The following is a 12379-nucleotide window of genomic DNA, read 5'->3' on the forward strand; positions in this document are numbered from 1 at the left end:
AGGGACTAGACCATGCATTTCACCATTCAACGCGAAGCCCTGTTGAAACCCCTGCAACTGGTCGCAGGCGTCGTCGAGCGCCGACAGACCTTGCCGGTACTGTCCAACGTGCTGCTGGTCGTCGATGGCCAGCAACTGTCGCTGACCGGTACCGACCTGGAAGTCGAGCTGGTCGGTCGCGTGCAACTCGAAGAGCCGGCTGAAACGGGTTCCATCACTGTGCCTGCGCGCAAGCTGATGGATATCTGCAAAAGCCTGCCAAACGATGCGCTGATCGACATCAAGGTCGACGAGCAGAAGCTGGTGGTGAAAGCCGGCCGTAGCCGCTTCACCCTGTCGACCCTGCCGGCCAACGATTTCCCGACGGTGGAAGAAGGCCCGGGTTCGCTGACCACCAGCCTGGATCAAAGCAAGCTGCGTCGCCTGATCGAACGCACCAGTTTCGCCATGGCCCAGCAGGACGTGCGTTACTACCTCAACGGCATGTTGCTGGAAGTGTCGACCGGTGTGATCCGTGCCGTGGCCACCGACGGCCACCGTCTGGCAATGTGCTCGATGCAGGCCGACATCGGTCAGCAGGATCGCCACCAGGTGATTGTGCCACGCAAAGGTATTCTCGAACTGGCACGTCTGCTGACCGAGCCGGACGGCAATGTCAGCATCGTTCTGGGTCAGCACCACATCCGCGCGACCACCGGCGAATTCACCTTCACCTCGAAACTGGTCGACGGCAAGTTCCCTGACTACGAGCGCGTTCTGCCGAAGGGCGGCGACAAGCTGGTACTGGGTGATCGTCAGGCGCTGCGCGAAGCCTTCAGCCGTACCGCGATTCTGTCCAACGAGAAGTACCGTGGTATCCGTCTGCAACTGGCCAACGGTCAGCTGAAGATCCAGGCGAACAACCCGGAACAGGAAGAAGCGGAAGAAGAAGTAGGCGTGGAATACAACGGGGGCTCCCTGGAAATCGGCTTCAACGTCAGCTATCTGCTGGACGTGCTGGGCGTGATGACCACCGAGCAGGTTCGCTTGATCCTGTCCGACTCCAACAGTAGTGCGCTGGTGCAAGAGTCCGACAATGACGATTCGGCTTACGTTGTCATGCCGATGCGTCTGTAATCAGCTGACTCTGGATGTCGCTAAGTCGCGTCTCGGTCACCGCGGTGCGCAATCTGCACCCGGTGACCTTCTCCCCCTCCCCCCGAATCAACATTCTTTACGGCGCCAACGGCAGCGGCAAAACCAGTGTTCTGGAAGCCATTCACCTGCTGGGGCTTGCCCGTTCGTTTCGTAGTACGCGGCTGTTGCCGGTCATCCAGTATGAGCAACTTGCCTGCACCGTATTCGGTCAGGTCGAACTCGCCGAGGGTGGTCACAGTGCATTGGGGATCTCTCGCGACCGTCAGGGCGAGTTTCAGATTCGCATCGACGGCCAGAATGCCCGCAGTGCCGCGCAATTGGCGGAGATCCTGCCGCTGCAGTTGATCAACCCCGACAGCTTTCGTCTGCTCGAAGGTGCGCCGAAGATTCGCCGGCAGTTTCTCGACTGGGGCGTGTTCCACGTCGAGCCACGGTTCATGGCCACCTGGCAGCGGTTGCAGAAGGCCTTGCGCCAGAGAAACTCCTGGCTGCGGCATGGTACACTTGACGCCGTTTCGCAAGCGGTTTGGGACAGGGAACTGTGCCAGGCCAGCGCTGAAATCGATGAATACCGCCGCGCTTACATCAAAGCCTTGAAACCAGTCTTTGAACAAACCTTGAGCGAACTGGTTGAGCTCGAGGGTTTGACGCTCAGCTATTACCGAGGCTGGGACAAGGACCGGGAATTGAGTGCCGTGCTTGCCGGATCCCTGCAGCGGGATCAGCAAATGGGTCATACCCAGGCCGGACCGCAACGCGCTGACTTGCGTCTTAGATTGGGCGCACACAATGCTGCGGACATCTTGTCCCGGGGTCAGCAGAAGTTGGTGGTCTGTGCCTTGCGCATTGCCCAGGGGCATCTGGTGAGCCAGGCCCGACGCGGTCAGTGTATTTATCTGGTGGATGACTTGCCGTCCGAGCTGGACGAAAGCCACCGTCGCGCGCTGTGCCGCTTGCTGGAAGACTTACGCTGCCAGGTCTTTATCACCTGTGTAGATCACGAATTATTGAGGGAAGGCTGGCAGACGGAAACGCCAGTCGCTCTGTTCCACGTGGAACAGGGCCGTATCACCCAGACCCACGACCATCGGGAGTGAAGGCATTGAGCGAAGAAAATACGTACGACTCAACGAGCATTAAAGTGCTGAAAGGCCTGGATGCCGTACGCAAACGTCCCGGTATGTACATTGGTGACACCGACGATGGCAGCGGTCTGCACCACATGGTGTTCGAGGTAGTCGACAACTCGATCGACGAAGCCCTCGCCGGCCATTGCGACGACATCAGCATCATCATCCACCCGGATGAGTCCATCACCGTTAAAGACAACGGTCGTGGCATCCCGGTAGACGTGCACAAAGAGGAAGGCGTTTCCGCCGCCGAGGTCATCATGACCGTCCTCCACGCCGGCGGTAAGTTCGACGACAACTCCTACAAGGTATCCGGCGGTCTGCACGGTGTAGGTGTTTCTGTTGTGAACGCGCTGTCCGAAGAGCTGGTCCTGACCGTTCGCCGCAGCGGTAAAATCTGGGAACAGACCTACGTCCACGGCGTACCTCAGGCACCGATGGCGATCGTTGGCGACAGCGAAACTACCGGTACCCAGATTCACTTCAAGGCTTCCAGCGAAACCTTCAAGAACATTCACTTCAGCTGGGACATCCTGGCCAAGCGCATTCGTGAACTGTCCTTCCTCAACTCCGGTGTCGGCATCGTCCTCAAGGATGAGCGCAGCGGCAAAGAAGAGCTGTTCAAGTACGAAGGCGGCCTGCGTGCGTTCGTTGAATATCTGAACACCAACAAGACTGCGGTCAACCAGGTGTTCCACTTCAACATCCAGCGTGAAGACGGCATCGGCGTGGAAATCGCCCTGCAGTGGAACGACAGCTTCAACGAGAACCTGTTGTGCTTCACCAACAACATCCCGCAGCGCGACGGCGGCACCCACCTGGTGGGCTTCCGTTCTGCGCTGACGCGTAACCTGAACAACTACATCGAGCAGGAAGGTCTGGCGAAGAAGCACAAAGTCGCGACCACCGGTGACGATGCCCGTGAAGGCCTGACCGCGATCATCTCGGTGAAAGTGCCGGATCCGAAGTTCAGCTCCCAGACCAAAGACAAGCTGGTCTCTTCCGAAGTGAAGACCGCAGTCGAACAGGAAATGGGCAAGTACTTCTCGGACTTCCTGCTGGAAAACCCGAACGAAGCCAAACTGGTCGTGGGTAAGATGATCGACGCTGCCCGTGCCCGCGAAGCGGCGCGCAAGGCCCGTGAGATGACCCGTCGCAAAGGCGCGCTGGACATCGCCGGCCTGCCGGGCAAACTGGCTGACTGCCAGGAAAAAGATCCAGCTCTTTCCGAACTGTACCTCGTGGAAGGTGACTCCGCGGGCGGCTCTGCCAAGCAGGGACGTAACCGCAAGACCCAGGCCATCCTGCCGCTAAAGGGCAAGATCCTCAACGTCGAGAAAGCACGTTTCGACAAGATGATCTCGTCCCAGGAAGTGGGCACCCTGATCACCGCGCTGGGCTGCGGTATCGGCCGCGAAGAGTACAACATCGACAAACTGCGCTATCACAACATCATCATCATGACCGATGCTGACGTCGACGGTTCTCACATCCGTACCCTGCTGCTGACGTTTTTCTTCCGTCAGCTGCCAGAGCTGATCGAGCGTGGCTACATCTACATCGCACAACCGCCGCTGTACAAGGTCAAGAAAGGCAAGCAAGAGCAATACATCAAAGACGACGACGCCATGGAAGAGTACATGACGCAGTCGGCCCTGGAAGATGCGAGCCTGCACCTGAACGAAGAGGCCCCGGGCATTTCCGGCGAAGCGCTGGAACGTCTGGTGAATGACTTCCGCATGGTGATGAAGACCCTCAAGCGTCTGTCGCGCCTGTATCCGCAGGAGCTGACCGAGCACTTCATCTACCTGCCGGCCGTGAGCCTGGAAATGCTCGGCGATCACGCCAAGATGCAAGACTGGCTGGCCCAGTACGAAGTCCGTCTGCGCACCGTCGAGAAGTCCGGCCTGGTCTACAAGGCCAGCCTGCGTGAAGACCGTGAACGTGGCGTTTGGCTGCCAGAGGTCGAGCTGATCTCGCACGGCCTGTCGAACTACGTCACCTTCAACCGTGACTTCTTCGGCAGCAACGACTACAAGACTGTCGTCACCCTCGGCGCTCAACTGAGCACCCTGCTCGACGATGGCGCGTACATCCAGCGTGGCGAGCGCAAGAAAGCGGTCACCGAGTTCAAGGAAGCCCTGGACTGGCTGATGGCCGAAAGCACCAAGCGCCACACCATTCAGCGATACAAAGGTCTGGGTGAAATGAACCCGGATCAACTGTGGGAAACCACCATGGACCCAAGCGTGCGCCGCATGCTGAAAGTCACCATCGAAGACGCCATTGGCGCAGACCAGATCTTCAACACCCTGATGGGTGATGCGGTCGAACCTCGCCGTGACTTCATCGAGAGCAACGCTCTGGCGGTTTCCAACCTGGATTTCTGATCCCGGTCGGCACCCACAAAAAGGCCAACGCATACGCGTTGGCCTTTTTTATTGCCTGCTATTCACTCACCCGCCGCCACACTCTCCAACCGATACCCGTACCCATAAATCGTCAGCAACTGCCAACCCCGATCCGCCGTCAGCCCCAGCTTGTTGCGCAGCCGATAGATATGAGTATCCAGTGGTCGCGACGAGGCCATTTCTTCATGGGGCCAGAATCTTTCGTATAGATAGTCCCGTGACAGTGGTCGGCCGAGGTTACTGAATAAGCAGTGAGCGAGCCGATATTCGCGCTCGGTCATCATGATTGGTTTGCCTTCGCGGGTGACGGTCAGCTCGGCGTCGTCGAACACCAGATCGTTGAAGCGCAGAACGTTGGCTACTGATGGGCGCTGATGACTGTGCCGGCGCAGTACGGCGGTGACCCGGGCCTTCAACTCGTTGGGACGAAAGGGCTTGCTGACGTAATCGTCGGCTCCCGCATTCAACGCCTGAACGATATCGCTCTCACCATCGCGGCTGGTGAGCATGATGGCCGCCGGTGGCGCTTCCATGTGCTCGCGGGTCCAGCGCAGCAGCGCCAGGCCGGTGAGGTCGGGCAGTTGCCAGTCGAGGATCAGCAGGTCGAAGGTTTCCCGGCGCAGTTGCCGCAGCAGGTCTTCACCGCGTTCGAAACTGTGCAGTGACCAGGGCTGTTCGCCGGCCTCGGCCATTTGTTGCAGGGTCTGCTCGACCCGGCGCAGTTCGGCGGGTTCATCGTCCAGTATCGCAACGCGCATACGCGGGATTCCTTGTCGCTTGGGTAATGGGTGGTCGACACCGGCGGTTCGACCAAAGCAGTGAAAGTAAGCGGCACGCCGTGGGGCGAGCCGCTATGATTCTTCGGGTCTACGTCCTCAGACCTGTCGCCTATGAAACCATTCAACCCGCCCTGCCCTGTTTTCCATGATTAACCGACGCCGCCACGAAAGCCGTGTGCAAAGTCAGGTTCAACGCCTGTTTCGGCAACTGGTGCGCGAGTGGGTGTGGATAAGTCTAGTGCTGTTGCCGCTGACTGCATTGTTGTCGTGGCGTGCTCAAGTCAATTTGCACGACCCGGCGCCAGTCGCCGGCGCGATGGTGTCGGTCGCTCTGGTGGCTTGCGTGCTGGGGTTGCTGTTGTGGCGACCGCGTCTGGCAATCTGGGTGACGCTCGGCGGGATTGCCAGCGTGCTGCTGACCAGTGCCGGCCTGGCTGAAGTGCGGCGTTGGTGGTCGCCGACGCCTGCGGCGCTGGGCATGCTGTTCGGCTATCTGATCTGGAACTGGCGGCGCCTGAGTGTGGTGCTCACCTACTTCAGCTGGGAGCTGTCGCGGCTGGACAGTGAACCGAAGGTGTTTCCCGAACGGCGTCGGGCGCAGTTCCCCAGCGCCGACCGTTTGCAGGGGCAGATCATGGCCCTTGAACAAGCCATGAGCCGTACCCGCGATACTCGCCGCTTCATCGCCGATGGGTTGGAGTATCTGCCGGTGGCAACGCTGATCAGTGATCCTCGAGGACAGGTCTTGCTAGGCAATCGCAAGGCCCGGAGCCTGTTCGATCATAATCTGGTGGGCGAAGACGTCCTCGATCAACTGGCAAGCCTGGGTTATCCGGAGTTGTCCACAGAGCCGCGCCCGCCGCTATCTGAGCTGCCTCTGTTGGAGTTTCGTGACCACAAGGAGCGCAGCCTGCGGCTCGAACGCGCCGCGTTGTTGCCGGTGGACGGCGACACACCGATTGGCTGGTTGTTGAGCCTGACCGACCTGAGTGCCGAGCGCGCCGCCGAAGAACAGCGCGGCGTGCTGCTGCGCTTTCTGTCCCATGACCTACGCGCGCCACATTCAGCGATCCTTGCCCTGCTCGACGTCCACCGGCATCAGGCTGGAACGGATTCACCGCTGTTCGAGCAGATTGAACGCCAGGTGCGTCGGGCGCTGGAGCTGACCGATGGTTTCGTTTTATTGGCCCGGGCCGAATCCGAGGCGTATCAGTTCCAGCCGAGTCTGTTTGCGATGCTGGTGATGGACGTTCTGGACCAGGCACTGCCCATTGCCCAGCAAAAGCGTATCGAACTGCTGAGCGATATGGATGAACAATCCCAGGAACGTCTGGTGCTGGCGGACCAGGGCCTGCTGACCCGGGCGCTGTTCAATCTGCTGGAAAACGCGATCAAGTACAGCCCGGCCGGGTCTACGGTCAGGTTGTGCGTTCGATGCCACGATGACTGGCTGCATTGCGAACTGACCGATCAGGGCAAGGGTATCGGGGCTGAGGACCTGCCTGATCTGTTCAGCCAGTACCGCCGTTTTTCATCGGCTCAAGGGATCGATGGCGTGGGATTGGGGCTGTCGATGGTCAAGGCTGTGGTGGATCACCATGGTGGGCGGATCGAGTGCATCAGTGTTCTCGATCAGGGCACCACATTCCGCCTTGAGCTGCCGCTGATCGCTGAAGAGCAGGCATAAAAAAACCGGCTATATCAGCCGGTTTTCTTACTTCCGAAAAAAACTTATGCACCTTTTACGGTGTTTTATCAGCTCCGGAAATATATAAGTAAATCAGTCACTTAATTCGTGATTTCGGCGCTTTTCCAACAAACCGTACACAGGTTATCCACAAAATCTCAGACAACTACCTGATCGTTGGCGACCGGTGCCTGCGGAGTCGGTGGCAGCGAGCCCATCTCCCGTTGCGCCTGCTCGTTCCACGCTTGCACGCGGTCGTTCAGATCAGCGATGGCGCGTGGGCCAGTGCCCTCGGCGTACATCGGCTCGCCGATGACCACGGTGATCACGCCCTGCTTCTTGCCCCATCCGGTTTTCGGCCAGAACTTGCCGGCATTGTGTGCAATCGGCAGCACTGGAAGCGCCGCATTCACCGCCAATGCGCTGCCACTGCGGGAGAACTTGCCGATGGTGCCGTGGGGAACGCGAGTGCCTTCAGGGAAGATCAGCACCCAGACATTGTCCTTGAGTAGCTCGTCACCCTTCGCAGCGACCTGCTTGAGGGCGGCTTTCGGATTGTCGCGGTCAATCGCGATCGGCCGCAGCATGGCCATGGCCCAGCCGAAGAACGGCACGTACAGCAATTCACGCTTGAGCACCTGGCTCAAAGGCGAGAAATAAGCGGAGAGAAAGAACGTCTCCCAGGTGCTCTGGTGGTTCGACTGAATCACGCAGGGCCGGTCAGGCACGTTTTCCGCGCCTTTGATTTCGTAACGGATACCGAGGAACACCTTGGTCAACCACAAGGCACAACGGCACCAGTACACGTTGATAAAACGATAGCGCGCCTTGAACGGCAGAAAGGGCGCGATAAAAAAGCTCAGGCTGCACCACAGCAGGGACGTGGTGCCCAGCAGCAGGTAAAAGAGGAAGATTCTGATGGCCTGCAGTATCGACATGGCGACGTTTACCGTTACGGGCGATGCCCGACTGTTCAAGCGCACTCCCGATCAATCCCTGGTCAGGAACTTCAGAAGTACTCTAGTTGTGGATAAGTTCTGCGGCAATCGCCGCCAGATCGTCAAAAATCAGGGTGCCGACCGGCAAGGTCTTGGCCTGAGTCTTTTCGCCTTTCCCGGTCTTTACCAAAACGGGCTGTGAATCGACGGCTTTGGCGGCCTCCAGGTCACCAAGGCTGTCGCCGACGAACCAGACATTCGTCAGCGCCACGTTGTAATGCTGTGCAATGGTTTTCAGCATGCCGGGTTTCGGCTTGCGGCAATCGCAACCCTCGTCCGGCCCATGCGGGCAATACACGATCAACCCGACATCACCGCCCTGCTCCGCCACCAGCGTGCGCAGGCGCGCGTGCATGGCATCGAGAGTGGCGAGGTCGTAGTAGCCGCGAGCAATGCCCGACTGGTTGGTGGCGACCGCCACCGTCCAGCCGGCTTTGCTCAACTGCGCAATCGCTTCGATCGAGCCGGGCAGCGGAATCCACTCCTCCACCGACTTGATGTAAGCGTCGGAGTCGTAATTGATCACTCCGTCCCGATCGAGAATCAGCAGTTTCAACAGCAATCCCTCAACCCAGCAGCGAAATGTCGGCAACACCCAGGAACAGGCCACGCAGACGCGCCAGCAGCGCGTAGCGGTTGGCCCGCACATTGGCGTCTTCGGCATTGACCATCACCGCGTCGAAGAACGCGTCCACCGGCTCGCGCAGAGCGGCCAGGCGTGCCAGCGATTCGTTGTACTGACGCGCCGCGGCCATTGGCTGTACAGCCTGGTCCGCTTGCTGGATCGCCGAGTACAGCGAGAACTCGTTGGCGTTGTCGAAGTACTTGGCTTGAACGTCGGTCGGCACGGAGCCTTCCACTTTGCTCAGCAGGTTCGACACACGCTTGTTCACCGCCGCCAGCGCTGCCGCTTCCGGCAGTTTGCGGAAGGCCTGAACCGCTTGCACACGCTGGTCGAAGTCCAGCGCCGAACCCGGCTTCAGGGCACGTACCGACAGGTAGGTGGCCACATCCACGCCTTCGTCTTCGTAACGCGCACGCAGACGGTCGAAGATGAACTCCAGGACCGCGTCGTTCAGGCCGGCAGCCTTGACCTTGGCACCGAACGCATTCACGGCGAAAGCCACGGCGTCGTTCAGGTCCAGATCCAGTTGTTTTTCGATCAGGATCCGCAGCACGCCCAGTGCCGCACGGCGCAGCGCATACGGGTCTTTGCTGCCGGTCGGCAGCATGCCGATGCCGAAGATGCCGACCAGGGTGTCGAGCTTGTCGGCGATGGCCACGGCCGCACCGGTCAGGGTGGCAGGCAGTTCAGCGCCGGCACCGCGTGGCATGTACTGCTCGTTCAGCGCCAGAGCGACGTCTTCCGGCTCGCCGTCATTGAGGGCGTAGTAGTAGCCGGCGACACCTTGCATCTCCGGGAACTCGCCGACCATTTCGGTGGCCAGGTCGCACTTGGACAGCAGGCCTGCACGGGCAGCCCACGAAGCGTTGCCGCCGATGCGTGCGGCGATGTACGCGGCCAGTTTCGAAACGCGCTCGGCCTTGTCGTAGACGCTGCCGAGTTTTTCCTGGAACACCACGTTCTGCAGGCGATCGTTGAACGCTTCGAGCTTCTGCTTCTTGTCCTGCTTGAAGAAGAACTCGGCGTCGGTCAGACGTGGACGAACCACTTTCTCGTTACCGGCAACGATCTGCTGCGGGTCTTTGGATTCGATGTTGGCCACAGTGATGAAACGTGGCAGCAGCTTGCCGTCGGCATCCAGCAGGCAGAAGTACTTCTGGTTGTCCTGCATGGTGGTGATCAGCGCTTCTTGCGGCACGTCGAGGAAACGCTCCTCGAACGAGCACACCAGCGGCACCGGCCACTCGACCAGTGCAGTCACTTCGTCGAGCAGCGCCGGCGGCACGATTGCTGTGCCTTCCTGACGGGTTGCCAGCTCTTCGGTGCGCTTGCTGATGATTTCGCGACGCTCGTTGGCGTCGGCCAGCACGTAAGCGGCACGCAGGTCGGCCAGGTAGCTCGACGGCGAACCGATGCGCACGTTTTCCGGGTGGTGGAAACGGTGGCCACGGGATTCACGGCCAGCCTTCTGCGCGAGGATCGTGCAGTCGATGACCTGGTCGCCGAGCAGCATCACCAGCCACTGGGTCGGACGTACGAACTCTTCCTTGCGCGCACCCCAACGCATGCGTTTCGGGATCGGCAGGTCGTTCAGCGAATCTTCGACGATGGTCGGCAGCAGGCTGGCGGTCGGTTTCCCGGCGATGTTCTGGCTGTAGCGCAGTTTCGGACCGCTCTGGTCGATTTCGCTCAGCTCGACGCCGCACTTCTTGGCGAAGCCCAGTGCCGCTTGAGTCGGGTTGCCGTCGGCATCGAATGCAGCCTGACGTGGTGGGCCGTCGAGGTTGATGCTGCGATCCGGTTGCTGGGTGGCCAGCGCGGTGATCAGCACAGCCAGACGACGTGGCGCAGCGTAGACGGTTTTGGTCTCGTAGCTCAGGCCGGCGGCTTGCAGGCCCTTGTCGATACCGGCCAGGAACGCTTCGGCCAGGGTGTTCAGGGCTTTGGGTGGCAGTTCTTCGGTGCCCAGTTCAACCAGAAAATCTTGAGCACTCATTGTGCAGCCTCCAGCTTGGCCAGTACTTCGTCACGCAGGTCCGGGGTTGCCATCGGGAAGCCCAGCTTGGCGCGGGCCAGCAGGTAGGCTTGGGCGACGGAACGCGCCAGGGTGCGAACGCGCAGAATGTATTGCTGACGCGCGGTCACCGAGATCGCCCGGCGTGCATCCAGCAGGTTGAAGGTGTGCGAGGCCTTCAGAACCATTTCGTAGCTTGGCAACGGTAGCGGCTGGTCGAGTTCGATCAGGCGCTTGGCTTCGCTTTCATAGAAGTCGAACAGTTCGAACAGCTTGTCGACGTTGGCGTGTTCGAAGTTGTAGGTGGACTGCTCCACTTCGTTCTGGTGGAACACGTCGCCGTAGGTCACTTTGCCGAACGGACCGTCAGCCCAGACCAGGTCGTAGACCGAGTCCACGCCCTGCAGGTACATGGCCAGACGCTCCAGACCGTAAGTGATCTCGCCGGTCACCGGGTAGCACTCAATGCCGCCCGCCTGCTGGAAGTAAGTGAACTGGGTCACTTCCATGCCGTTCAGCCAGACTTCCCAGCCCAGACCCCAGGCGCCGAGGGTCGGCGATTCCCAGTTGTCTTCGACGAAGCGGATGTCGTGGACCAGCGGGTCCAGGCCGACATGCTTGAGGGAGCCCAGGTACAGTTCCTGGAAGTTGTCCGGGTTCGGCTTCAGGACTACCTGGAACTGGTAGTAGTGCTGCAGACGGTTCGGGTTTTCGCCGTAACGGCCGTCAGTCGGACGGCGGCTTGGCTGTACGTAAGCGGCGTTCCAGGTTTCCGGGCCGATGGCACGCAGGAATGTCGCGGTGTGGAAAGTGCCGGCGCCTACTTCCATATCGTAGGGCTGAAGTACCACACAACCTTGCTCGGCCCAGTATTGCTGGAGCGCGAGGATCAAGTCTTGGAAGGTACGCACGGCTGGCGTAGGCTGGCTCACGAAATTCACCTGTTTCTTGGGCTGCGATTTAAAGAGCGGGAGTATACCCGATTCAGTCGCACCTCCACCCCCTGGAGCCTTATGCCACGCTGCTTTTGGTGCAACGAAGATCCGCTGTACATGGCTTATCACGATCAGGAGTGGGGCACGCCGCTACGCGATGCGCAGGGATTGTTCGAGTTGCTTTTGCTCGAAGGGTTCCAGGCCGGGCTTTCGTGGATCACCGTGCTGCGCAAACGCGAGCGGTATCGCGAGGTATTGTTCGGCTTCGACGTACAGCGCGTGGCGCAGATGAGCGACGCCGAAATCGATGAATTGATGCTCGATCCGGGGATCATCCGCAACCGCCTCAAGCTCAATGCCGCCCGGCGCAACGCCCAGGCCTGGCTGGCACTCGAAGACCCGGTGGCCTTCCTCTGGTCGTTTGTGGATAACCGACCGGTGATCAATCATTTCAAGGATCGCAGCGAAGTCCCGGCCATCACCCCGCAAGCTGTGGCCATGAGCAAAGGCCTGAAAAAGGCCGGTTTCACCTTCGTCGGTCCGACCATTTGCTATGCGCTGATGCAGGCCTCGGGCATGGTTATGGATCACACTCAGGACTGCGACCGCTACGCGCAGCTCGTCAACGCCGGTTAGAATGGCCGCCTCGCGCACAGCACAAGA

General features: G+C 59.9%; 10 protein-coding genes. 5 read left to right on the forward strand and 5 right to left on the reverse strand.

The features are described from left to right. Positions 1-12 precede the first annotated feature (12 nt). From dnaN to gyrB, 3 genes are read left to right on the forward strand one after another with little or no spacing between them, the layout of a single operon-like run. On the forward strand, positions 13-1116 hold the full coding sequence (gene dnaN / locus JJN09_RS25965) for a DNA polymerase III subunit beta (protein ID WP_096822384.1): 1104 nt from the start codon (positions 13-15) through the stop codon (positions 1114-1116). 14 nt (positions 1117-1130) lie between these two features. Then, positions 1131-2234, forward strand: coding sequence for a DNA replication/repair protein RecF (recF, locus tag JJN09_RS25970; protein ID WP_007911886.1), 1104 nt, complete (start codon positions 1131-1133; stop codon positions 2232-2234). Positions 2235-2239: 5 nt separating this feature from the next. After that, entirely contained in the window at positions 2240-4657 is a 2418-nt protein-coding gene (gyrB, locus tag JJN09_RS25975; RefSeq protein WP_103484001.1) for a DNA topoisomerase (ATP-hydrolyzing) subunit B, read from the forward strand. Between the two features lie 62 nt (positions 4658-4719). Here gyrB and JJN09_RS25980 read toward each other — a convergent pair whose 3' ends face one another. Then, positions 4720-5436: a response regulator transcription factor gene (locus JJN09_RS25980; protein WP_192559383.1), complete on the reverse strand. Its 717-nt coding sequence runs from the start codon at positions 5434-5436 to the stop codon at positions 4720-4722. Between the two features lie 166 nt (positions 5437-5602). Here JJN09_RS25980 and JJN09_RS25985 point away from each other — a divergent pair, with 166 nt between their 5' ends. Continuing rightward, entirely contained in the window at positions 5603-7144 is a 1542-nt protein-coding gene (locus JJN09_RS25985; RefSeq protein WP_249484332.1) for a HAMP domain-containing sensor histidine kinase, read from the forward strand. 158 nt (positions 7145-7302) lie between these two features. Here the strand turns inward: JJN09_RS25985 and JJN09_RS25990 are convergent, their stop codons facing one another. From JJN09_RS25990 to glyQ, 4 genes are all read right to left on the reverse strand, one after another. Then, positions 7303-8082 carry a 1-acyl-sn-glycerol-3-phosphate acyltransferase gene (locus tag JJN09_RS25990; protein ID WP_249484333.1) on the reverse strand — a complete coding sequence of 260 codons (780 nt, stop codon included), beginning with the start codon at positions 8080-8082 and terminating at the stop codon, positions 7303-7305. 82 nt (positions 8083-8164) lie between these two features. Continuing rightward, positions 8165-8704 carry a D-glycero-beta-D-manno-heptose 1,7-bisphosphate 7-phosphatase gene (gene gmhB, locus JJN09_RS25995; protein ID WP_249484334.1) on the reverse strand — a complete coding sequence of 180 codons (540 nt, stop codon included), beginning with the start codon at positions 8702-8704 and terminating at the stop codon, positions 8165-8167. A gap of 4 nt (positions 8705-8708) precedes the next feature. Beyond that, on the reverse strand, positions 8709-10763 hold the full coding sequence (gene glyS / locus JJN09_RS26000) for a glycine--tRNA ligase subunit beta (protein WP_249484335.1): 2055 nt from the start codon (positions 10761-10763) through the stop codon (positions 8709-8711). Beyond that, on the reverse strand, positions 10760-11713 hold the full coding sequence (gene glyQ / locus JJN09_RS26005; protein ID WP_003187265.1) for a glycine--tRNA ligase subunit alpha: 954 nt from the start codon (positions 11711-11713) through the stop codon (positions 10760-10762). Before glyQ ends, glyS begins: the two co-directional genes overlap by 4 nt. 81 nt (positions 11714-11794) lie before the next feature. On the opposite strand from glyQ, the gene tag reads away from it, so the two are divergent. Beyond that, positions 11795-12352 (forward strand): DNA-3-methyladenine glycosylase I, encoded by a 558-nt coding sequence (tag, locus tag JJN09_RS26010; protein ID WP_007954111.1) that lies wholly within the window; start codon positions 11795-11797, stop codon positions 12350-12352. Positions 12353-12379: the final 27 nt, after the last annotated feature.

The organism is Pseudomonas sp. HS6 (genome assembly GCF_023375815.1).
Lineage (GTDB): Bacteria > Pseudomonadota > Gammaproteobacteria > Pseudomonadales > Pseudomonadaceae > Aquipseudomonas.

What these genes read in the sequence shown, in the direction of transcription:
- dnaN (WP_096822384.1), top strand. Translation starts at nt 13, where the DNA reads ATGCATTTCACCATTCAACGCGAAGCCCTGTTGAAACCCCTGCAACTG.
- recF (WP_007911886.1), top strand. Translation starts at nt 1,131, where the DNA reads ATGTCGCTAAGTCGCGTCTCGGTCACCGCGGTGCGCAATCTGCACCCG.
- JJN09_RS25980 (WP_192559383.1), bottom strand. Translation starts at nt 5,436, where the DNA reads ATGCGCGTTGCGATACTGGACGATGAACCCGCCGAACTGCGCCGGGTC.
- JJN09_RS25985 (WP_249484332.1), top strand. Translation starts at nt 5,603, where the DNA reads ATGATTAACCGACGCCGCCACGAAAGCCGTGTGCAAAGTCAGGTTCAA.
- JJN09_RS25990 (WP_249484333.1), bottom strand. Translation starts at nt 8,082, where the DNA reads ATGTCGATACTGCAGGCCATCAGAATCTTCCTCTTTTACCTGCTGCTG.
- glyS (WP_249484335.1), bottom strand. Translation starts at nt 10,763, where the DNA reads ATGAGTGCTCAAGATTTTCTGGTTGAACTGGGCACCGAAGAACTGCCA.
- tag (WP_007954111.1), top strand. Translation starts at nt 11,795, where the DNA reads ATGCCACGCTGCTTTTGGTGCAACGAAGATCCGCTGTACATGGCTTAT.